At 64.7% G+C, this 20,805-nt stretch carries 20 protein-coding genes; 1 reads left to right on the forward strand and 19 read right to left on the reverse strand.

Annotated elements, in window-relative coordinates; genetic code table 11:
* Window positions 1-57 precede the first annotated feature (57 nt).
* The 11 genes from FJ471_RS07280 to FJ471_RS07330 form a co-directional block, all read right to left on the reverse strand.
* Window positions 58-1,239 (reverse strand): aldose 1-epimerase family protein, encoded by a 1,182-nt coding sequence (locus FJ471_RS07280; RefSeq protein WP_140802493.1) that lies wholly within the window; start codon window positions 1,237-1,239, stop codon window positions 58-60.
* Window positions 1,240-1,243: 4 nt separating this feature from the next.
* On the reverse strand, window positions 1,244-2,020 hold the full coding sequence (locus FJ471_RS07285) for an ATP-binding cassette domain-containing protein (protein WP_140802494.1): 777 nt from the start codon (window positions 2,018-2,020) through the stop codon (window positions 1,244-1,246).
* Between the two features lie 2 nt (window positions 2,021-2,022).
* Window positions 2,023-2,973 (reverse strand): ABC transporter permease, encoded by a 951-nt coding sequence (locus FJ471_RS07290; RefSeq protein WP_140802495.1) that lies wholly within the window; start codon window positions 2,971-2,973, stop codon window positions 2,023-2,025.
* Between the two features lie 130 nt (window positions 2,974-3,103).
* Window positions 3,104-4,048 (reverse strand): substrate-binding domain-containing protein, encoded by a 945-nt coding sequence (locus FJ471_RS07295; protein WP_140802496.1) that lies wholly within the window; start codon window positions 4,046-4,048, stop codon window positions 3,104-3,106.
* A gap of 67 nt (window positions 4,049-4,115) precedes the next feature.
* The gene (locus FJ471_RS07300; RefSeq protein WP_140802497.1) at window positions 4,116-5,030 is read right to left on the reverse strand and encodes a sugar phosphate isomerase/epimerase; all 915 of its coding nucleotides are present in this window, start codon (window positions 5,028-5,030) and stop codon (window positions 4,116-4,118) included.
* Window positions 5,031-5,065: 35 nt separating this feature from the next.
* A complete protein-coding gene (locus tag FJ471_RS07305; RefSeq protein ID WP_140802498.1) occupies window positions 5,066-6,154 on the reverse strand; it encodes a Gfo/Idh/MocA family oxidoreductase in 1,089 nt (362 codons plus the stop codon).
* A gap of 35 nt (window positions 6,155-6,189) precedes the next feature.
* Window positions 6,190-7,251, reverse strand: a complete 1,062-nt coding sequence (locus FJ471_RS07310) for an ABC transporter ATP-binding protein (RefSeq protein ID WP_140802499.1) — start codon at window positions 7,249-7,251, stop codon at window positions 6,190-6,192.
* Window positions 7,252-7,254: 3 nt separating this feature from the next.
* A complete protein-coding gene (locus tag FJ471_RS07315; RefSeq protein WP_140802500.1) occupies window positions 7,255-8,340 on the reverse strand; it encodes an ABC transporter ATP-binding protein in 1,086 nt (361 codons plus the stop codon).
* Window positions 8,337-9,293, reverse strand: a complete 957-nt coding sequence (locus tag FJ471_RS07320) for a sugar ABC transporter permease (protein ID WP_140802501.1) — start codon at window positions 9,291-9,293, stop codon at window positions 8,337-8,339. Before FJ471_RS07320 ends, FJ471_RS07315 begins: the two co-directional genes overlap by 4 nt.
* A complete protein-coding gene (locus tag FJ471_RS07325) occupies window positions 9,290-10,150 on the reverse strand; it encodes a carbohydrate ABC transporter permease (protein WP_140802502.1) in 861 nt (286 codons plus the stop codon). The genes FJ471_RS07320 and FJ471_RS07325 overlap by 4 nt, the downstream gene beginning before the upstream one ends.
* Window positions 10,151-10,230: 80 nt before the next feature.
* Window positions 10,231-11,844 (reverse strand): extracellular solute-binding protein, encoded by a 1,614-nt coding sequence (locus FJ471_RS07330; protein ID WP_140802503.1) that lies wholly within the window; start codon window positions 11,842-11,844, stop codon window positions 10,231-10,233.
* 352 nt (window positions 11,845-12,196) lie between these two features.
* On the opposite strand from FJ471_RS07330, the gene FJ471_RS07335 reads away from it, so the two are divergent.
* Window positions 12,197-13,225 (forward strand): LacI family DNA-binding transcriptional regulator, encoded by a 1,029-nt coding sequence (locus FJ471_RS07335; RefSeq protein WP_140802504.1) that lies wholly within the window; start codon window positions 12,197-12,199, stop codon window positions 13,223-13,225.
* Window positions 13,226-13,258: 33 nt separating this feature from the next.
* Here the strand turns inward: FJ471_RS07335 and FJ471_RS07340 are convergent, their stop codons facing one another.
* From FJ471_RS07340 to FJ471_RS07375, 8 genes are all read right to left on the reverse strand, one after another.
* Window positions 13,259-14,323 (reverse strand): ABC transporter ATP-binding protein, encoded by a 1,065-nt coding sequence (locus tag FJ471_RS07340; protein WP_140802505.1) that lies wholly within the window; start codon window positions 14,321-14,323, stop codon window positions 13,259-13,261.
* Window positions 14,323-15,111 carry an ABC transporter permease gene (locus tag FJ471_RS07345; protein ID WP_140802506.1) on the reverse strand — a complete coding sequence of 263 codons (789 nt, stop codon included), beginning with the start codon at window positions 15,109-15,111 and terminating at the stop codon, window positions 14,323-14,325. Before FJ471_RS07345 ends, FJ471_RS07340 begins: the two co-directional genes overlap by 1 nt.
* On the reverse strand, window positions 15,111-15,980 hold the full coding sequence (locus tag FJ471_RS07350) for an ABC transporter permease (RefSeq protein WP_140802507.1): 870 nt from the start codon (window positions 15,978-15,980) through the stop codon (window positions 15,111-15,113). Before FJ471_RS07350 ends, FJ471_RS07345 begins: the two co-directional genes overlap by 1 nt.
* Window positions 15,981-16,009: 29 nt before the next feature.
* Window positions 16,010-17,074 carry an ABC transporter substrate-binding protein gene (locus FJ471_RS07355; protein WP_140802508.1) on the reverse strand — a complete coding sequence of 355 codons (1,065 nt, stop codon included), beginning with the start codon at window positions 17,072-17,074 and terminating at the stop codon, window positions 16,010-16,012.
* Window positions 17,075-17,114: 40 nt separating this feature from the next.
* Entirely contained in the window at window positions 17,115-18,089 is a 975-nt protein-coding gene (locus tag FJ471_RS07360; protein WP_140802509.1) for a PfkB family carbohydrate kinase, read from the reverse strand.
* Window positions 18,086-19,120, reverse strand: a complete 1,035-nt coding sequence (locus tag FJ471_RS07365) for an ADP-ribosylglycohydrolase family protein (RefSeq protein WP_140802510.1) — start codon at window positions 19,118-19,120, stop codon at window positions 18,086-18,088. Before FJ471_RS07365 ends, FJ471_RS07360 begins: the two co-directional genes overlap by 4 nt.
* A 2-nt stretch (window positions 19,121-19,122) precedes the next feature.
* On the reverse strand, window positions 19,123-19,848 hold the full coding sequence (locus FJ471_RS07370) for a GntR family transcriptional regulator (protein ID WP_140802511.1): 726 nt from the start codon (window positions 19,846-19,848) through the stop codon (window positions 19,123-19,125).
* A gap of 93 nt (window positions 19,849-19,941) precedes the next feature.
* On the reverse strand, window positions 19,942-20,712 hold the full coding sequence (locus FJ471_RS07375) for an IclR family transcriptional regulator C-terminal domain-containing protein (protein ID WP_140802512.1): 771 nt from the start codon (window positions 20,710-20,712) through the stop codon (window positions 19,942-19,944).
* Window positions 20,713-20,805 lie beyond the last annotated feature (93 nt).

A 20,805-nucleotide genomic window follows, 5' to 3' on the forward strand; every position in this document is an offset into this window, starting at 1 on the left:
GCCTCCAATCAAATCCGGTCCGCCGGCCGGAGGGTTTGCGGTGGTCGGTCGTCGCGCTCATGTCCTGCCCGCCAGTTTTGGGAACTTGCCGGAAGCCCGAGGATAATCTTGCTCGGGCTGGCGGGCGATGGCCTTGATCCTTCCTTCGGCGCCGGCGATCGCATCCTTACCGTCGAGGACGCGGAACACCGCGTCATAGGCACGGGTCTCGCCGTGCTCAAGCCAGATCATCTCGCCGCGCTCGCGCGCGGCAAGATTGCCGAGCACGTGGTGCGTCGAGGGCTCGATGCCAAGCGCATACTGCCCGGCCTGGAAATTCTGCCACTCGTAGCAACAAGGCAACTGGTCCTTGCGGGTGACGACCTCGAAGCCGAGGCCAAGGCGGTCGTTGACGATGGCCACCGGTACCTCGCCCTTGGGATCGGCGCCAAGCTCATGCTGCCAGACCTGCTCGCTGAAGCCGAGCTGTGGATCAGGCATGGTGCGGTAGCCGACCTTCTGCGCCTCGTAGCGCTCGCCTTCATGCGCGGCCCAGACCACGTCGCGGATCGGCGCCAGGTAGCGCGAGCCTTCGTCGAGCAGCGGATGCCCGACATTGACGTGGTAGAAATACATATGCGGCGTGCGGTGGAAACCGTGGTTGACGACGCGGTCCGATAGCCGGATCTCGCTGCCGCCGACATCGGCCTCGATGCGGCGGATGAGATGCAGGTCCTCGCCAAACACGCTTGCCTGCTGGACGATCCCCTCCGCCCACAAAACGCATCGGTCGCCGTCCCAGCTTTCGCCATAGCCGGTCAGCCGCGCGGGGATGGTGCCGATGCGCCCGTGCAGCGAATGCGTCACCGTCTTGCGTCCGGGATAATTGTAGTTTTCGGCCGGCACCTCGCTGCGGCCGAGAATGTGATCGAGACCGCAGGTGACCAGCAGGCCGGAGAAGGACCGGCCCCAGGCAAAGCCATCCTCGCCTTCATAGTCGTGCAGGCCGGGGTTGCGAAAACCGCTCGGCGAGTGCCAGCCGATCGCCTGGCCCTTGTACTCGCAATCGGCAATGTCGAGCGCCCGGTCGACCAGCGCGGTGAAGCGCAGGCCCGAGCCGGTGCGGAATTCGAGCATGCGGATGCCGCGCTCGACCCCGTCGCCAAGCGTCATCAGGCGCACCCCGGCAAATTGCGACAGCATGCCGGAGCGTTCGGCGACCTGCCGGCGCGAAAGCGTCTGTCCGTAGAGCTTCACCATGCCGTCACTGCGCCCTTTTCATCAGGGCCGACAGATCGGCGCCGGTTATCAGGCTCTCCACGGTCAGGAGGTCGGTGTCGGCGACCGTCTGCTCAGCGACGATCTCGCCGCGGCGCATGACGATGATACGGTCGGCGACCTCGAAGACATGGTGGATGTTGTGGGTGATCAAGAGCACCGAATGCCCGGCCTCGCGCATCTCCTTGACGAAGCGCAGCACGCCATGCGTTTCCTCGACTCCCAGATTGTTGGTCGGCTCGTCGAGGATGATCACCTTGGCGGCGAACTGCATGGCGCGCGAGATCGCGATCGACTGCCGCTCGCCGCCGGAAAGCGTCGAGACCAGCGCATCGGCGTCGAGCTTCTTCGAGATGCCGACGCGCTTCAACAGCGCCGAGGCCGCATCGCGCAATTTGGCGAGGTCGAGCGGCGCGAACACGCCGAGCCATTTGAGATTGACCGGCTCGCGGCCGAGGAACAGGTTGCGCGCGATGCTGAGGTCGGGCGCCAGCGATGTGTCCTGATGGATGGTCTCGATGCCGAGGTCCATGGCCTCGCGCGTCGAGCGGATCGAGACTTTCTCGCCGCGTACATAGATGTCGCCGCGATCGATCGGGAAGACGCCCGAGATCGCCTTGATCAACGTCGATTTGCCGGCGCCGTTGTCGCCGAGCAGCGCCACCACCTCGCCCTCCTTGAGCGTCAGCGAGGCGTTCTTCAGCGCGCGCACGTTGCCGAAGGATTTTTGCAGATTCTGCAGCCGGAGCACTTCCTGCATCATCGTCAGCTCCTTGCGGCGTTTTTCTGCAGCAAAGCGTGCAGGATGAGCATGGCGAGGATGATGACGCCGACGAAGATGTTGTAGGCGAGCCCGGGCACGCCGACGAGCACGATGCCGTTGCGGATCGCCCGCAGCATCAGCGCCCCGACGATGGTGCCGAGGATGGTGCCGCGCCCGCCGGTCAGTGCCGTGCCGCCGACCACCACCATGGCGATCACCTCGAGCTCATAGCCGGTGCCCGCCACAGGCGAGGCCGCCGAGATGCGGAAGGCACTGATCATGCCGGCGAGCCCGGCCAGCACCGAAGTCAGGATGAACAGCCAGATCTTGACCGCGTCGGCCGGCACGCCGCGCGCCACCGCCGCATTGCGGTTGGAGCCGATGGCGCTGATCCAGTTGCCGAGCTTGGCATAACGCAGGATGTAGACCGCAAGCAGCGACAGGCCGATGAACCACCAGAGCGAGGTGTAGAAGCGGAACGCGCCGATGTTGAAGCTGCCGGCAAGCAGCGTGACGAAGAAGCCGGGCTGGTCCCATGATTTCAGCGGAAAGCCCTGCGTGATGTAGAGCGCGGCACCGCGCACGATCAAAAGCATCGACAGCGTCACCAGGAAGGACGAGATGCCGATCTTGGTGACGATCACGCCGTTGATCGCGCCGATCGCGATGCAGAGCAAAAGCCCGGCAAGCAGCGCCACGCCGATATCGACCCCGGCATTCTGCACCAGCAGCATCACCACCACCGGCGCCAAACCGAACACCGCGCCAACGGAAAGATCGAATTCACCGGCGGTAAGCAAGAGCGTCATGCCGAGCGCGATGATGCCGAGCTCCGGCAGGAACGCCATCATGTTGGAGATGTTGAGCGGCGACAGGAAATTGCTGTCGGCGATACCGAACACCACCAGAAGCACGACGAGGATGACGAAGGAGGAGAATTGCGGCGAGCGCATCAGGCTCGACCTGCCTTTCGCGCGCCCCGCGCCATCTTCCGTTGTAACTGCCCCGACTTGCTGGACCATGACTTGCTGAACCATGCTTTCTGCGTGGCGCCCGCCGCTGGAACGGCGGGCGCCGATTCCCTTACTTCTTGTCGTAGAGCTTCAGGATCGGGTCGACGCTGGAGGCGTCGTAGAGGCCGAACGTGTGGATGTCGTAGCCGATCGGCTCGCCCGAAGCCGCCAGGCCAAGCAGCGCGACCGGCATGAAGCCCTGCGCCGAAGGATACTGCCAGGCGGCGGCGTTGACGAAGCCGTCCTTGACCGCTTGCGCCGTCTCCTTGGAATTGCCCCAGCCGACGACCGGGATCTTGCCGGCCGGAATGCCTGCGCCGTCGAACACCCGCTTGACGCTGGCCGCCACGGAATCGCCGAGCGCGATGATCGCCGGTGGATTGTTGGCGACCATATAGTCGGTCATCTTGGCGATGATGCCGGCCGGGTCGGTGCCGCAATCGACCACGTCATATTTGATGCCGAGCGGATCGAAGACGCTGGCGATGCCCTCGGTCTCGAGCTGCTGGTAGCTGGCGCCGGGAACCTCGACCGGCAGGAACACCTTGTCGCCCTGCTTCACCATCTTGTGGTCGACGAGATACTTCGCCCAGATGGCACCGGCTTCCTTGAGGTCGGCGCCGACATAGGCCTGGCGGCCGGTCGCCGGGTCGTCCGTGTTGAAGAACACGATCGGGATGCCGGCGGCCTTCGCCGCCTTCACTTCCTCGGTCCACAGCCCGGGCTGTGCCGAAGTGGTGGCGATGCCATCCGGCTTGGCGGCCAGCGCCGAGTTGAAGGCCTCTTTCTGCGCCGCCATGTCGCCGCCGCTGAAGGAGATCTTGCAGGTGACCTTGAGCTGTTCGCAGGCCTTGGTCGCGCCGGCGTTCCAGTCGATCCAGAACGCGTCCGACGGGCCGCCATGCGACAACAGGTAGAACGTCTTCTGGCCATCCGCGGCCTGCGCGGCCGAGCCGAAGGCGACGCCGGCGAATACGGCCGCCGCGGCCGCCAGTTTCAATCCGAATTTCAACATCTCGTTTCCTCCACGTTGCTTCGTCCAAGCCGCGGGCGCCGTCCGAAAGACGGCGCCCGCATGACCTTTAGAGACCGTTGGCGCGGAACTTCCCGTCGAGGAATTTCTTGGCGCGCGGCACGTCGTCTTCCGACAGATGCTCGATGATCATCGCGATGTTCGGATGCTTCTCGGCCAGACGCTGGAGGTAGAGATCGTAGTTCAGCGAGCCGAGGCCCGGCGCCGGCAGCTCGATCTCGCCGACACCGCGGAAGGTGTGGCTTTCCATCGCGTCGGCGTCGCCGATATCGGCATGCTTTTCCGACTTGTCGTCGCCAGAACGCTTGACGTCCTTGGCGTGGGCAATCCGGATCTTGTCGGTCAGCGTGTCGAAGACCTGGTTCAGGATCTGGTCCATCCGGTCGATATTGTGGGTCTCGAAATAGTTGGTCGGGTCCATCAGCAGGCCGAGGCCAGGATGGTCGACCTGCGCGAACATCTTCACCGTCTCCTCGACCGAGCCGACGACGTTGTTGACATAGGTCTCGAGCAGGAACACCGCGCCGTGGTCGTAAGCCGTCTGGGCGAGGTCGGCGATCACCTTGCGGCACTCCTCAAAACCTTCCTCGGTCTTGTTCTTGGGGTGATGCACCCAGTCGGACTCGGTGTTGTAGGTGCCGGTCTCCGAGATCACGTAAGGCGAGCCGAAATGGCGCGCGTTGCGGATGATCTCCTTGAGATAGCCGACGCGCTTCTCGCGCTCCGCCTTGTCGGGATGGATGATGTTCGTATAGCCCGACACGCAGCAGATCGGCAGGTTGTGCTCGCGGAAGGTGTCGCGCACCTTCTTTGCCTTGTCCTTGGTGATCTGGCCGGCCGAGAGGTCGATGTCCTTGAAGTGCAGGTCGAGCTGCACCGTGTTGAAACCGAGACCGCGGATCTTCGTCGCCGTCTCCTCGAGGCCGTACGGGAAGTAGCCCGTGAAAATGCCTGCCTGCATCATGATGTGAGTTCCTCCTTGTAAGCGATTCAGTTGATTCAGTTTGTCGGGATTTCGGAGAGCCTGACCGTTCGGCCGGCCGCCATCGAGCGGTAGCCTGCCTCGACCAGCGCCATGGTCTTGACGTTGTCGGCGACGGAGAGTGCCGGCGGCGTGCCGGTCTTCACCGCGTGCTGGAGCTGCTCCATGACGCCGATGAAGGCATGCGGGAACCACATCGTCTCCCAGCTCGGGCTCACCCATTCGCCGTTGGTCGTCTCGGCCGAAGCGTAGGTCAGCGTCGAGGCCGCGCCCGTCGGCCAGCCGATCGTGCCCTTGGCGACGCCCTTGGTGCCGTCGACGCGCCAGTTGATGTGCTGATCGTCGCGATAACCCTTCTGGCGCGGGCCGGACCAGACGTCTTCCAGCGAGACCGCAAGCACGCCCGACGGGAAACGCAGCGTCGAGACGGTGATACCATCGGAATGGTCGAACTGGGTGCGCGGGTCCTTGCGCGTCAGCGTGGTGATCTCGTCGGGATCGCCAAACAGGAAGCGCAGCACGTCGAGGTGGTGCACGCTCATATTGGCGAGCGTCAGCCGGTCGTAGCCCTGAAGGAAGGTCTGCCAGTGCGGGATGGCGTGCATGTCGATCTGCGCGAAGACGATGTCGCCGAGCGCGCCGCTGTCCATGATCTGCTTCAAGACGCGCATCGACTGGTCGTAGCGCATGTTCTGGTTGACCGAGAGGATCTTGCCGGACTTAGCCGCCTCGTCGCGCAGCTTGACGGCTTCCTCGACCGACAGCGCCAGCGGCTTTTGCGCCAGGATCGCCTTGATGTGCTTCTGCTTCAACGCGTGCCTGATCAGCGCCGGCTGCTGGTCCGGCGGAAAGGCGAGGTCGATGATGTCGACTTTCTGATCCTCGATCAGTTGTTCCGGCGTGTCGTGAACGGTCGGAATGCCCCAGCGGGTGGCGACCTTCTGAGCATTCGCCTTGGTACGCGAGGCGATCGCCACCACCGGAAAGCCTGCTTCCTTGTAGGCCGCCAGATGGCACTCGGCCATGATCATGCCGGCGCCGACGCAACCGATCCTGTAGTCCCTGGTGCGAACCTTGACGTCCGGCTCGAAGCCTTTTTCTGCCATCTCTTCCTCCCGAAATTCAATGCTTACGACCGCCGTCAAAGCGCGCCCCCGTCCTGGCCGAAATAGTGCACTTTGGCCGGCTCGCAGGATATCGCCACCATAGCATCCGGCCTGATATCAGGCTGACCGCGCAGCAGCGCCCTGAGTCGCGCCTGCCCGGCGGCTAAAGTCACCACGGTGTAGCCGCCGAGCGGCTCGACCTCGAACACCCGCGCCGGGCGGCCTTCCGCCGTCCCGTTGTCTGTCCAGGGCCGGACCTTGATGTCCTCCGGCCTGAGCCCGATCTCGATCGCCTCGGCCGGCGCCTCGGCATCGGCAATGCGGATTACGCCTTCCGCCGCTTCGATCCCGCTCGCGCCACGAACCGACGGCAGGATGTTCATCATCGGCGAGCCCAGCATGCGCGCCACATAGGCGCTTGCCGGCCGGTCGTAGATTTCCGCCGGCGCGCCGATCTGCCTGATGCGGCCGTTCTCGAGGATGGCCATACGGTCGGCGACCGACATCGCCTCCTCCTGGTCATGCGTGACATAGATCAGCGTCTTGCCGAGCTCGCGCTGGATGCGTTTCAGCTCGACGCGCGTCTCCTCGCGCAGCCGCGCGTCGAGCGCCGAGATCGGATCGTCCATGAGATAGGCTACCGGGTCGCGCACCAAGGCGCGCGCGATCGCCACGCGCTGCCGCTCCCCGCCGGAGAGCTGCGCCGGCGGCTTGTGCAGGATATGGCCGATATGCAGCTTGGCGGCGACGTCGGCCAGCCGCTTTTCGATCTCGGCTTCCGCGACCTTCCGCTCGACCAGCGGGAAGCGCACATTGTCGCGCGCGCTCATATGCGGAAACAGCGCCAGGTTCTGGAACACCATGGCTACGTTGCGCTCCGCCGGCGAGACGCTGTTGACCGGCTTGCCGCCGATCAGGATCTCGCCCTGATCCGGCGCTTCCAGGCCGAGCACCAGGCGCAGGATCGTCGACTTGCCCGACAGCGGCGGCCCGAAGAAGCAGAAGAACTCGTTGTCGTTGACGGTGAAGGAAGCATCGTCCACAGCAAGCGTGCTGCCGTAGCGTTTGGTGACATTACGGAAAACGATATCGGCCATGGCTCAGCCCGCCTTCACTGCAAGACCGGTGGCGGCGTCGAAGACGCGCACCGACGAGGCTGGCGGCGCGACGACCGCTATCTGCCCGACCGATGATCCGACATCGTTCTCGAACACCGCCTTCACCGCGCCCTCGCCTTCGCCGAGATGGACGATGGTGCGCGCGCCAATCCGCTCGACGAAGCTTACCGGCATCGAGAGCCCGCGTTCGGCAAGCGTCACCTGCTCCGGCCGGAAACCGTAGAGGACGTCGCCGCGCGCAGCTCTCACGGCCGGAGCGAGCTCATCCGGCAAGGGCGGTGTGACGCCGAGCGGTCCCAGATCCACGACCAGCCCGCGATCGCTTTCGGCGGGCATGCCCTTGAGCAGGTTCATGCCTGGAGCGCCGATGAAGCGGGCGACGAAGACATTGGCCGGGTTGTTGTAGACCTCGAGCGGCGTGCCGACTTGCTGCAGCACGCCATGATCCATTACCGCGATGCGATCGGCCATGGTCATCGCTTCGAGCTGGTCGTGTGTGACATAGACCATCGTCTGCCTGAACTGGCGCTGCAGTTGCTTCAGCTCCGTGCGCATCACCGCGCGGAAGGCCGCGTCGACATTGGAGAGCGGCTCGTCGAGCAGGAAGATCGCTGGCTCCATGATCGCCGAGCGGCCGATCGCCACGCGCTGCAGGATGTTGACCGAAAGCCGGTCAGCCTTGCGGTCGAGCAGCGGCGAGAGCTGCAGCATCTCGGCGATGGCGCCGACGCGGCGGTCGATCTCGGCCTTGGCGGCGCCGCGCATCTTCGGTCCGTAGGCGAGGTTCTGGCGCACCGTCATATGGGTGAAGATGGCGTAGTTCTGGAACACGAAGCCGACGCCGCGCCGTCCCATCGGCACGCCGGCCATGTCGCGCTCGCCGAACAGGATCCTGCCACTGGTCGGCTCTTCCATGCCGGCGATCATGTTCATCGTCGTCGACTTGCCGCAGCCCGAGGGTCCGAGCAGCGCCATGAACTCGCCATCGGCGATTTCGAGGTCCATCGTCTTCAGCGCGGCGAAGTCGCCGAAGCTCTTGGTGAGGTTCTTGAGGTGGATCGCGCTCATACCGGCACCTCTCGGCCCTTGGCCATGCGCTTCATGGCGTAGACCGCGACGATCGAAAGCACGATCAGGATGGCGAGAGCGATCGCCGCCACATAGCCCCAGATCAGGTCCTGAGTGGTGACCTTGTAGATGTAGACGGAGATCGTCTCGGTGGCGACGCCGGGACCGCCGCCGGTCATGATGTAGAGCGTGTCGAAGATCTTGAAGTTCTCGATCACCCTTATCGCCAGGGCGATGATGATGATCGTCTTCATCTTCGGCAGCACGATGGTGGTGAAGCGCTGCCACGCATTGGCACCGAGCAGCGTCGCCGCCTTCATCTGGTCTTCCGGCACGCCGACCAGGCCAGCAAGCAGGATGAGGAACATCAGCGGCGTCCATTGCCAGATGTCGGCGACCATCACCGCGATCAGCGCCAGGGTCGGATCGGAAAGCCAGGCGATCGTCACGGGGCCGCCGACGATCCTCGACAGGATATCGTTCACCGGTCCGCCTGACTGGAACAGCATGAAGAACATGTAGCCGGCGACCGCTGGCACGACCATCATCGGCATCAAGAGGATCGAGTAGAAGATGCGCTTGCCGGGAAAGTCGTCGGCGAACAGCGTCGCCAGCGCCAGGCCGAGCAGGAACTCCGCCGGCACGCAGACCAGCATGACGATCGCCGTGCGCTGCAGCGCGCTCCAGAAGCGCGTGTCTGCGGCAAGGTCTGTATAGTTGGCGAAACTATTCCACATCTCCCAGGCGTTCCACCAGCCGATGCCCGACAGCGGCGACCAGTCGGTGACGCTGATGTAGAGCTGCATCAAGAGCGGAAAGGCCGAGATGAACAGCACCAGGATCTGCGCCGGCAGGGTCAGGCGGAAGCCCAGCCGCGCGCCTTCATTAGGCGTGGCGGGCTTTGTCCGCGCCTCCATCTTGTCCTCCGCAATCGTCGCCGTCACCGCGCTCATTGCTTGAGCGCTCCGAAGGTCAACCCGCGCACCAGGTGGCGCTGGATGGCGATGCCCATGATGACCGGCGGCACCGCCGCGATCAGGCCGAGCGCCGCCTTGGCGCCATAGAGCTGCCCGGTCATCGAGGACGACAGCGACGCCATGTAGACGGGGATCGTCACCCATTCGCGCGTGGTGAGCAGCAGCGCGATGAGATAGTCCGACCAGTTGAGGATGAACACGAAGAGCGCGGCGCTCGCCAGCGGCGCGCGCATCATCGGCAGCGTGATGCGGGTGAAGACGCGCAGCCGCGAGCAGCCCTCGACGAGCGCCGCCTCCTCGATCTCGCGCGGCAAGTCGTCGAAGAAGGTCTTCATCAGCCAGAAGGCGAAGGGCAGCGTGACGATGCCGTAGATCAGCGCCAGCCCCCACCATGTGTCGTTGAGGTTGAGGAACGCCCACATGATCATCACCGGGATCATCACGGCCATCGGCGGAAACAGCCGGAGCTGGATCAGCGCCAGCGGCAGATTCTGGCCGGAGCCGAAGCGCGACAGGCCATAGGCCGCGGCGGTGCCCGCCGACATGGCGATCACGGTCCCGAACACCGCCGACAGCAGCGACGACAGGATCGGCTTCACCGCCGTGTGGTCGAGCGCGACGATCAGGTCGTTGGTCGAGTGGCCGAACACGAACTGGAAATTGGCAAGCGTCGGCTGCCTCGGCCACCATGTCAGGTCGGCGCCCGTCGCCGACCATTCGCCGATCGGCTTGAAGGCCATCGACACCATCCACAGGATCGGCACCAGCGTCACCGCCATCGCCGCGAGGATCGCGGCGTAGCGGAATATCTCGAAGGGAACGGAACGCTTCATCTGGCTGCTTTGCTGGTGACGTTAGGAAGGAGGGGAAGAGCTGACGCCCCTCCCCTCCGCTTCTGATCCAGGGAGACGGATCAGCTGATCGGGTCGAGAACGGTCGGCCAGGCCTCCTTGTTGGTCTTGATGGCTTCGTTGAGCTTGTCTTCGCCGATGCGGCGCGCGATCCTCTTCCACTCGCGCTCGGTGTCGGCCATCGCCTGCTCCGGCGTCTTGGCCTTGGTCAGCGAGGCCATGAGGTTCTCGTCGAGCGCGTTGTGGAAGGCCGTGGCGCCGGGATAGTTGATGGTCGGCACCGTGCGCGCCACGGTCTCGCGCACCACGTCCATGTGGTAGGCGTGATAGGTCTGGCGTACGAGCGGATCGGCGAAGTCCGACAGCCGGAACGGATCGAGATAGCCGCCGGGATTGGCGCTCATCCAGGCATAGATGCGGGCCGAGCCGAGCCACTGCAGCAAGAGATAGGCGGCCTCCGGATTCTTCGACTGCGACGAGACCATGCCGGTCAGCGAGAACCAGAGCACCGAGCGGCTGATCAGCTTGCCGTCGATCTCGCGTCCCGGCGGCAGCATCGAGCCGATCTTGCCGGTGACGGCGGAATCCTTGTTGCCGGCATTGTCGAGAAATTTCGGCAGGTTGGAGAAGGCGCAGGTCATCGCCGCACCGCCCTTGGCGAAGTTGCCATACTGCTCCGGCCAGCCCCACGAGATGGCGTCCGGCGAATGATGCGCCAGCGACTCCACATATTCCTTGGTGGCGGCGACGCCTTGCTCGGAATTGATCAGCGGCTTGCCGTCGTCGCCGAACAGGAACTGGTTAGGCGATGCCATCGAGACATAGCGCTGGTACCAGTTGGTGTAGCCCCAACCCTGGTTGCGCAGGTCGGTCGAGCCGAACAGGCCCTTGTCTGGCCGCTGGAAGAAGGCAGCGACATCGCTGTGCTGCTTCCAGGTCTTCGGCGGGGCAAGGTCGTAGCCGTACTTGTCCTTGAAGGCCTTCTGCTCGGCGGCATCGCTGAACAGGTCGGTGCGGTAGACCCAGGTCTGGAAGTCGCCGTCGAGCGACACGCCATAGGTCGAGCCGCGATACTGGTTGAGCAGCGAAACGCCCTTGGCGCCGTTGACGTAGCCCTGCTTCGGGTCGTCCCATTCCGGCTTGTGCTTGGCAACGAAGTCGTCGAGCTTGGCGATGCCGCCGGTTTCGGCGAGATCGCCAAGGCGGTTCCATTCGGTCGAGTAGATGTCATAGGCCCCACCCTTGGTGGAAATGTCCTGCATCGTCTTGGTGAATTCCTGGCCGTTGGGGAGGCCGACGATCTCGATCTGGATGCCAGTTTCCTTCTCCCAGAGATCCTTGATCGACGGCGCACCGGCCGGGAACGGCTTGGTCAGTTGGCCGATCGAGCCGTCGGACAGGCCAAGCACGATCTTCGCCGGCGCCTTGCCGGCCGCTTTCAGGGCCTTGGCCGCCTCGACCGCGCGCCCTTCCGGCGTGTCGGGGCCGTACTGATAGCGCTCCGCACCGTCGAAGCCGGTCGGCCCGCCGATCATGCCGGGCGCCAGCGCATCCGCCGCGAAGGCGCGGCCGGGACGAATGAACTGCGGTGCAATACCAGTCGCGGCGACGAACACCGCGGCCTTTCCTCCGGACGCCAAAAGGCGGCGCCGCGACATGCGGATCAAATGAGACATCAAATTCCTCCCTCGGGGCCTGTTCCTCCATGGCCCGCGTGAGGGATATTGACGACAGCGCGTGAAGCCTGTCAACATCATAAATACTCAAAACACGTCATAAGATCGCAAATGAGGGAGATAATGCAGTCCACCATACCCGTCACCTCGCGCCTATTGCTTGGATTTGAGGGATTCTCGCCTCGATCCGACCGGCTTGGCCCGACCTTCGCCGCCTTATCTACCGCGCCGGCTTGCGCGCAAGCCAAGGGCGGTTACATCATTTCACATCAGAATCGCGGTCGCTGCTGAGGCGTTTTCCGGAACTGAGTGGAAGCTGCGTGATTTTGATGCTTGCGATGAGGTGCTCGACGTGCGGTCAACCCTGACAGACATAGCCCGCGAAGCCGGCGTTTCGCCGGCCACGGTCGACCGCGTGCTCAACAACCGGCCGGGCGTCCGTGCTCGCACGCGCGAAATCGTCATCGAGATGGCGCAGCGCCTGGGCTACATCGCCGAAACGCCGAACGGCGCCCCGCAGCGAGCCGTGCCGGGACAGACGATAAGGCTCGACTTCGCGCTGCCGGCCGGCACAAACTCCTTCATCAAGCTGCTGCATCGGCACATCGAGGCGCAGGCGCTGACGCGGCCCGACCTCGACGTCCGCGTGACCACCATCGAAGGCTTCAACCCCGATCGGCTCGCCCGCCTGCTGCAGGACCTGCATGGCCAGACGCAAGGCGTCGGCGTCATCGCGCTCGACCATCCGACGGTACGCGAGGCGATCCGCTCGCTCTCGGCCAGCGACGTCAAGGTCGTCACCATTGCCTCCGACATCCTGCATGTGCCGAGGGTCGCTTATATCGGCATCGACAACCGCGCCGCCGGGCGGCTGGCCGGCTATCTTCTCAACCGCTTCATGGGCACCGGACGTCCGGGCAAGGTCGCGCTGTTCGCCGGCTCGCTCGCCTATCGCGGCCATGAGGAACGCGAGATGGGCTTCCGCCATATCGTCGCCGAAGAATCTCCCAACCTCGAGATCGTCGAGATGCGCGAAATGCTCGATGACCGCGAAAAGGCCTATTCGGAGGCCTACGCCTTGCTCGAGCGCCACCCCGACCTTGCCGCGATCTACAATGTCGGCGCCGGCAACACCGGCATCGCCCGCGCGCTGAAGGAGCGCGGACGGGCGAAGGAGATCATCTTCCTCGGCCATGAGGTGACCGACGGCACCAAGGAGCTTCTCCTCGACGGTACGCTCGATGCGGTGATCGACCAGAACCCGCGGGTCGAGGCCAGGGAGGCGCTCAACATCCTGTCGCACTCGGTCAGAGGGTTGCCCTACGAGCTCCACCAGCCGCGGCTGCAGGTTATCTTCCGCGAGAGCATCCCGGAAATATGAGCCGTCTCGGCCTGGCTTCGAGGATTGACAGTCTCAGGCCGCGATCAGCACCGTGCTGTCCGGCGACCAGCTGAGCACGACGGGCTGACCTTCTGCCAAACGCTCCGCGCCGGTGTTCTGGACGATCACCTTCAGCGTCTGGCCGTCACGGTCGACGAAATAGGTGCTGTTGTTGCCGGCGAAGATGCGTCTGGAGACCTGCCCCTTGAGCGTATTCGCATTGCCCGCATCAGGCTTTGCCGCGCCGGTCGAGATCCGGATGCGCTCCGGCCGCACCGCGCAACTCGCCTTGGCGCCCGCCGGCACCGATGCGCCTGTCGAGGCTGCGATCGTCGTGCCGTCCGGCAGCCTGATCCCGGAGCCGGTCGCATCGCCGCGAAAGATGTTGGCGTCGCCGAGGAAGGTCGCGGCGAACTCGCTTTGCGGCCGGTCATAGATCTCCTCCGGTGGCCCCTCCTGCACCAGCCTGCCGTCGCGCAATATGCCGATGCGGTCGCTCATCGTCAGCGCCTCTTCCTGATCATGCGTGACGAAGATGGTGGTGATGCCGATCTCGCGCTGGATGCGTTTCAGCTCGATCTGCATGTCGACGCGCAACGCCTTGTCGAGCGCGCCGAGCGGCTCGTCGAGCAAAAGCACGCGCGGCTTGGTGACGATGGCCCTGGCGAGCGCGACACGCTGGCGCTGGCCGCCCGAGAGCTGGTGCGGCTTGCGTCCGCCAAGCTTGCCGAGCTGCACGAGGTCGAGCGCGCGTTGCACTTCCGTCGCGATCGTCGCCTTGGGCTCACCGCGCACCGACAAGCCAAAGGCGACATTGTCGGCGACGCTCATATTGGGAAACAGCGCATAGTTCTGGAACACCATGCCGATGCGCCGCTTCTCGACCGGCACGCGCTCGACGCTTTCGCCGCCGATGGCGATACGGCCGGCGTCGGGAAAATCAAAGCCGGCGATCTGCCTGAGCAGCGTGGTCTTGCCGCTGCCCGAGGGCCCGAGCAGCGCATAGAAGCCGCCATCGGCAAAATCGATCGACACATCGTCCAACGCCTTGTGCGCGCCAAAACTGCGGGAGACGTTCGCGACCTGGACGCCAGCCATTATTTCTCTCCGCCGAATTTGAAGAAGCGCGCCGTGAGCAGCATCAGCGCCATCGACACCGCGATGATGATCGTCGAGACCGCGTTGATCTCGGGCGTGAAGCCCTTGCGGATCGCGGCGTAGATTTCGACCGGCAGCGTCGTCTGGCCGGGCGTCGACAGGAAATACGAAACCACGAACTGGTCGAACGACACGGCAAACGCGAACAGCCCGCCGGCGATCACGCCGGGCATGATCCAGGGCAAGGTCACACGCATGGTCACCTGCCATTGGTTGGCGCCCAGCGAGCGCGCCGCCTCCTCCAACTCCGGTGCGAAGGTCTGCAGCCGGGCGGAGACGACGACGATGACATAAGGCAGCGCCAGCGCGACATGGCCGAGCAGGATGGCGACAAGCCCGCGTCCGATGCCGACGCCGAAGAAGAAGATCAGCATCGCCGTGCCGGTGATCAGCCACGGAATGGCGATCGGCGGGAAGAGCAGCGCCTGCAGCACTTTCTTGCCGCGGAACTCGTGGCGGTAGAACGCGAGCGAAGCCATCGAGCCCAGCACGGTCGAGATCAAAGTGGTGATGACCGCGATCTCGATGCTGTTCCAGGTCGCCGCGATCAGCTGCTCGTTCTGCCAGAGCGAGGCGTACCAGTCCGTCGTCCACTCGAACGGCAATTGGTAGAAGGGCGAAGCGTTGAAGGACATCGCCGCCATGATGATGATCGGCAGGTAGAGGAAGCCGAGCAGAAGCACGACGTAGAAGCGCCCGAGCCATTCGAGGATACGCGTCGTTGCCATCACGCAGCCCTCCGCAGGACAGGCGCGGCCAGCGCCAGGATGATCAGCACGACGGCGAGCAGGATGAAGGAGAGCGCGGCGCCCAGCGGCCAGTTGAACACGGCGACGAACTGGTCCTCGATGACGGTACCGTAAAAAGTGCCGGTGCGGCCGCCGAGGATGCGCGGCTCCATGAACGAGCCGACCACCGGCACGAAGATGAGCGCTGAGCCCGCGATCAGGCCCGGCATCGACAGCGGGATGATCACCCGCCACAGCACCTGCCGCCGCGACGCGCCGAGCGAACGGCCGGCCTCGATCAGCGAGTCGTCGATGGCCTGCAGCGTGAGATAGCAAGTCAGCACCATGTAGGGCACATAGGAATGCACCAGGCCGATGATGACGGCCGGATAGGAATACATGAGATCGATGTTGATCTTGAACGGCAGCACCGCGTTGAGCGCCGTGTCGAGGATGCCGCCTTCGCGCAGCACCATCGCCCAGGAGAAGATGCGCACCAGCCCGTTCGACCAGAACGGCAGGATGACGAGCAGGAAGATCGCCTCGCGACTGCGCCCTTTGAGCACCTTGGCCAGCACATAGGCCGCAGGATAGCCGATGACGATGCACCACAGCGTCACTTCGAGGCCAAGCCGCAGCGAGGCGAACAGAAGTGTCGAATAAAGGCTTTGCGAAAAGAAGGCCGCGTAGTTGCCGAGTGTGAACGACCACTCTTTGCCTGCCAGCGGCAGGTCGGTCATGAAGGAGAAGAACACCATGGCCGACAGCGGCAGGAAGATCGCCACCGTCAGCCACAGATAGGCGGGAAGGAGGAGCGGCAGGGCAGGCCTCAGTCCGCGGCGTGAACCGATCGCAAGCAGGTCAGCCATTTGCCTCTCTCCGCCCCGAAGCAGCCTGATTACTTCACGTTGACCTTCAGCTCCTGCCACAGCGCCAGGTATTTTTCGCGCTGCTCATCGGTGATCGGCGCCTGGAACTGGATGCGCTTGGCGACATCGGGGCTGCCCATGACCTTGCGGTTGAAGGCATCCTCCGGCAGCGCGTCGACCGCCTTGGTGTTGGCCGAGACCGGCGCGCCGACCTTGGTGACCCATTCGACGTAGAATTTCGGGTCGATCATGTAGTTGATGAAGGCCTCGGCGCCGGCGACGTTCTTGGAGCCGACGGGAATAGAGAAGGCGTCGAGCCAAGCGACCGAGCCTTCCTGCGGGATGACCAGCGAGACCGGCAGCTTGAAATGCGTCTTGGCGCGGTCGGCCGAGCCGCTCCAATAGGTGCCGATGTCGATCTGGTTGGAGGCGACCATCTGGTTCCAGTCGTTTTCCGAGCTCCAGAAGGTCTTGATCTGCGGCATCAGCGAGGTGAGCTTTGCCTTGACAGCATCCATATCCTTGATGTCGTTGATGTTCTGCCCCGACGCCAGCGCGCCGAACTGCACCGCCTCGACGGCGTCGTCGCGGATGATGACGCGGCCCTTATGCGCCGGATCCCACATCTCGGCGATGCTCGTCGGCGGCTTGTCGAAGGATTTGTCGTTGATGGCCAGAGCCGTCAGACCCCACACCCACGGCACGCCATAGACCTTGCCGTCATGGTTCAGCATCGGCGAGCTGGCCTTATCCTTGGCGATGTCGGCATAGTTGGAGAGCTTGGACGTATCGATCGGCTGGATCAGCTTGCCGGCCATCGCCTGGTCGTTGAAGGCGGCATTGATCATGACGACGTCGTAGAGGCCGGGATTGGTGCGGATCTTGGTCAGCATCTCCTGTTCGGAGTTGAAGAAGTCGTTGACCACCTTGAAGCCGGTCGCCTTCTCGAAATTGGCGACCGCCCACGGCTCGTCGGCGCCATAGCCCTTCCAGTTGAGCACATGCACTTCCTCGGCGGCCTGGGCGGCGAGCGTGAATGCTGAAACGAAGACGGCGGTCGCCGCCAGAAAAGCGGTCAGTCTGGGCATGCGCATGTTTTCTTTCCTCTCATTGTTCGCCCGGTTGATGGGCTTGTTAAGTTGCAGTCGCTTCCTCCCAGTCATGCGCGATCGCTGCTTGATCGCGATGGCTCAGGAATTCCTGGATCTCTGTGTCCGTCGGTGCCGAAGACCCGCCATGGCGGGTGACGGAAAGGGCCGCTGCCGCATTGGCGTAGCGGGCCGCTTCGCAAGGCGACAGGCCACGCGACAGCGCACTCACGAAAGCGCCGATATGCGTGTCGCCGGCGCCATTGGTATCGACCGCCTCCACCTTGAAACCGGGCACCGCGCGGGTGCCGCCGTCGGCCATGCGCACCAGGCAGCCATGCGCGCCGGCGCGAATGACGACACCCGCCGCCTTCAGGCAGTGCTGTTCAAGCAATCGAACGGCGACGGTCTGGGCATCGCCGGCGCCGGCAATCTCGGCGGCCTCATTGGTGTTGCAGCTCAGCCAGGTCGTACGCGCCAGCACCCTGTCCAGGATCGGCCGTGGAATATCGGCGATCACCGGAGTCGGATCGAAAACGAAAGCAATGCCGGCCGGCAGCGCCTCGATCCAGTCGGTGAGCACGTCGCGGCTGCCGGGATAGCTCAGCGTATAGCCCGAGGTGAAAACCCAATCGCCCGCAACGGCTTGGACGGGCGCCATCATGTCCGGCGTGAGCCGGCTCTCGGCGCCCGGCCACGAGACGAAGGTGCGTTCGGCGTCGCCGCTGATCATGGCGACACAATTGCCGCTGTCCATCGAGGGCGACGGTGGCGTCAGCGTTTCGATACCTTCGGCGGCGAAGGCTGCGCGCAGGAAGTCTCCGTCCGGTCCGGTGCCAAGCTGGCCGCCGAACACCACTTTCATGCCGGTGCGGCTTGCCGCGACCATCATGTTGAAGCCGCCGCCGGCGACCCGGGCGTAAGCTGACGCGGTCTTTTCCGTGCCGGCCGCCGGCAAGGCATCGATGCGGTAGACATAGTCGACCACCGCGCTGCCGACATGGACGAGCCGCCCGCTCACGCCGCGTCCTCCTTGCCTGGGCCGGTCTTGGAGCCGCGTGCCGCGACCAGATCCCCGGCCAGCGAGCGGACATCCGCTATGTCGATGCCATGCAGTTGGGCGATGCGATCCTGCGGCAGCTTCGACAGCCCGGCGCATGCGCCCGCCATGCCGGCGGCGATCGCCCCGATCGTATCCGTGTCGCCACCGAGATTGGCCGCGATGACGGCCGCCCGCCATGCGTCGCCTTGCGCGACCTCCAGCACCGCGAAGGCCGCCGGCACCGATTCCTGGCTGGCGACGCCGGTGCCGATCAGGTCGACGACCAGCTTGATTGCCTCCTTCTCCGCCTTGCCGCGAACAAGCGCCTGCGCCCAGACAATGCGCGCGGCGATGTCGCCGCCGGTGACCCAATGGCCGAGCGCGGCACCTAGCCGTGCCGCTGCGACCGCATGGCCGGCAGCGGCGCGCCAGTCGCCGCCCGAGACGCCGAGACTGACGGCAGCTGCGACGGCGGATGCGGATGCGATGGCGATCGAGGTGTTGTGCGTGGCCCGGCAGGTCTGCGCCACCTTGGCGACCAGCGCGTCGAGCGGCTCCGGCGGCATCATGATGCCGACGGGCGCAATCCGCATTGCCGCGCCATTGGTGTCGCCGCTGCGCCCCGCCTCCTCCGCCGGCACGCCGCTGTTGATGGCGTCGATGGCGCGCTTGGTCGATGGTCCAAGCAGGTCGTAGCTGCCGCGCGCCTTGACGTCCCGCTCCCAGTCGAGCAGCGCGTTGACCCAGCGCGCATGGTCGAAACGCTCGCCGGACTCGACGAGGATGCGGCCAAGCAGCAGCGCCTGCTCGGTGTCGTCGGTGATCGCGCCGGCCGGCAGCCCTTTCGACACCGGGTGATCGGCGGCAGGCGCAACGAAATCCTCGACATGGCCGTAGAGCTCGGCGATGCGGGCCGGCGACAGAAGCTGCGTCGGCATGCCGAGCGCATCGCCAAGCGCCCCGCCAATCAGCGCGCCCATTGCCCGATCCATCGAGGCAGCGTCCGCCATGCTCAGAACTCCAGGTGAAGCGCGAAATGCGCGGGGTTGAGCAGGCTGGTGACGAATTCGATGGCGCGCCCGTCGGCGGCGCGCGTCAGGCGGCGTGTGCGCAGGAACGGCGTGCCCGGCGCGCAGGCGAGGATCGCGGCGTCGGCCGCGCTCAGCATCTCGATGTCGACCCATTCCTCGCCGTGATCGGGTACGAGTCCTGCCCCGCGCAGCGTCTGGTGCAGCGTGCCTTCGCGCAGGCCGCGCAGGGGTATGTCTTCCAATTCGGGCGACAGCGGCAGGCGGCTACGTTCGATCGAGATGGCGTGGCCGTCGTCGGCATTGGTACGGGCACGGTCGACGGCGATGAAGGACGAACTCTCGACCCCGAGCCTCGCCGCCAGTTCCGCGTCCTCGATGATCTCGAGCCGCAAGGTGCGGGTCTCGGCATTGGCACCCGCATTGGCAAGCGCGCGTGACCAGCCGATCGCGTCATCGACCGGCATGCCGTCGAAAGTGACGAAGGAGCCGATGCCGACCTTGGTGGTGATCAGCCCCCGGCTCGACAGTTCCTCGAGCCCCTTGCGGACCGTGTTGCGGCTGACGGAGAAGCGCTGGACGAGCTCGTTCTCGCTCTGCAGGCGGTCGCCGAAGCCAAGCAGGCCGGAGCGTATCTCATGCTCCAGAACCGTCGCTATCTGCTCGGGCTTGCCCGTGCCGGGTGAGAGCTGCATCGTGCGACGGGCCATATCGATACCTGTTCAATGAACCTGTATAATCCTGTTCATTAACGTATCTGAAATGAAGCGTCAACGGGCTTCGGCCCGCCAATCGGCGGGCCGTCAAACGAAGAAGAACTCCTCGACGCGCTGCTTGGCCTGTCGCAGCACCGGCAGGATGTCGCGCTCCATCGCCTCGACCGAGAAACGCGCCGACTGGGTCGAGACGTTGATGGCCGCGACGGTGCGGCCGGCGCGATCGACGATCGGCACCGCGATCGAGCGTAGGCCGAGCTCCAGCTCCTCGTCGACGATGGCAAAGCCCTCCGCTCTTGCCTTGTCGACGGCCTTGCCGAGCGCGGCGCGGCCGGTGATCGTCTTCGGCGTTCGCCACTCGATCGCAACTTCGGCAAGGAAGGTCTTCAAGTCATCCGCCGACAGGCCGGAAAGCAGCGCCCGCCCCATCGACGTGCAATAGGCCGGCAGCCGCGTGCCGACATCGAGCGCGACGCTTAAGATTCGCCGTCCGGGGATGCGCGCGACATAGACGACATCCTCGCCGGACAGCACCGCAGCATTGCAGGCCTCGTCGAATTTGCCGGCCACCTCGCGCATGATCGGTGCCGCGAAGGTCCAGAGCGACGCGCCGCCGAGCCAAGTCCTTGCGACGGTCAAAAGGCGCGGCGACAGCGAAAACAGCCGGCCGGACTGCGACGCGTAGCCCGTGGCGACCAATGTCAGCAGAAAACGTCGGGCCCCCGCGCGGGTGAGATCCGCCTCCTCGGCCATCTCGGTCAGCGTCATGCCGGCGGGGTGACGCGCGAGGATCTCCATCACCGCCAGGCCGCGTTCCAGCGAACCGACATGGTCGCGTGAAATGGATTCCTCTTCCACGGACATCTCCGGGCTGGCGTTGACTCCACGCAACGATTGGAGCTAAAAGTATCTCATATAAAACATATGTTCGCAATACGAACTTCTCGCAAT

The sequence above is a fragment of the Mesorhizobium sp. B2-7-1 genome (assembly GCF_006440735.1).
In the GTDB taxonomy this organism is placed as follows: Bacteria; Pseudomonadota; Alphaproteobacteria; order Rhizobiales; family Rhizobiaceae; genus Mesorhizobium.

Excerpts from the sequence above, each read along its gene's own strand:
- FJ471_RS07280 (WP_140802493.1), bottom strand. The coding sequence starts at position 1,239 with ATGGTGAAGCTCTACGGACAGACGCTTTCGCGCCGGCAGGTCGCCGAA.
- FJ471_RS07285 (WP_140802494.1), bottom strand. The coding sequence starts at position 2,020 with ATGATGCAGGAAGTGCTCCGGCTGCAGAATCTGCAAAAATCCTTCGGC.
- FJ471_RS07290 (WP_140802495.1), bottom strand. The coding sequence starts at position 2,973 with ATGCGCTCGCCGCAATTCTCCTCCTTCGTCATCCTCGTCGTGCTTCTG.
- FJ471_RS07295 (WP_140802496.1), bottom strand. The coding sequence starts at position 4,048 with ATGTTGAAATTCGGATTGAAACTGGCGGCCGCGGCGGCCGTATTCGCC.
- FJ471_RS07300 (WP_140802497.1), bottom strand. The coding sequence starts at position 5,030 with ATGATGCAGGCAGGCATTTTCACGGGCTACTTCCCGTACGGCCTCGAG.
- FJ471_RS07305 (WP_140802498.1), bottom strand. The coding sequence starts at position 6,154 with ATGGCAGAAAAAGGCTTCGAGCCGGACGTCAAGGTTCGCACCAGGGAC.
- FJ471_RS07310 (WP_140802499.1), bottom strand. The coding sequence starts at position 7,251 with ATGGCCGATATCGTTTTCCGTAATGTCACCAAACGCTACGGCAGCACG.
- FJ471_RS07315 (WP_140802500.1), bottom strand. The coding sequence starts at position 8,340 with ATGAGCGCGATCCACCTCAAGAACCTCACCAAGAGCTTCGGCGACTTC.
- FJ471_RS07320 (WP_140802501.1), bottom strand. The coding sequence starts at position 9,293 with ATGAGCGCGGTGACGGCGACGATTGCGGAGGACAAGATGGAGGCGCGG.
- FJ471_RS07325 (WP_140802502.1), bottom strand. The coding sequence starts at position 10,150 with ATGAAGCGTTCCGTTCCCTTCGAGATATTCCGCTACGCCGCGATCCTC.
- FJ471_RS07330 (WP_140802503.1), bottom strand. The coding sequence starts at position 11,844 with ATGTCTCATTTGATCCGCATGTCGCGGCGCCGCCTTTTGGCGTCCGGA.
- FJ471_RS07340 (WP_140802505.1), bottom strand. The coding sequence starts at position 14,323 with ATGGCTGGCGTCCAGGTCGCGAACGTCTCCCGCAGTTTTGGCGCGCAC.
- FJ471_RS07345 (WP_140802506.1), bottom strand. The coding sequence starts at position 15,111 with ATGGCAACGACGCGTATCCTCGAATGGCTCGGGCGCTTCTACGTCGTG.
- FJ471_RS07350 (WP_140802507.1), bottom strand. The coding sequence starts at position 15,980 with ATGGCTGACCTGCTTGCGATCGGTTCACGCCGCGGACTGAGGCCTGCC.
- FJ471_RS07355 (WP_140802508.1), bottom strand. The coding sequence starts at position 17,074 with ATGCGCATGCCCAGACTGACCGCTTTTCTGGCGGCGACCGCCGTCTTC.
- FJ471_RS07365 (WP_140802510.1), bottom strand. The coding sequence starts at position 19,120 with ATGGCGGACGCTGCCTCGATGGATCGGGCAATGGGCGCGCTGATTGGC.
- FJ471_RS07370 (WP_140802511.1), bottom strand. The coding sequence starts at position 19,848 with ATGGCCCGTCGCACGATGCAGCTCTCACCCGGCACGGGCAAGCCCGAG.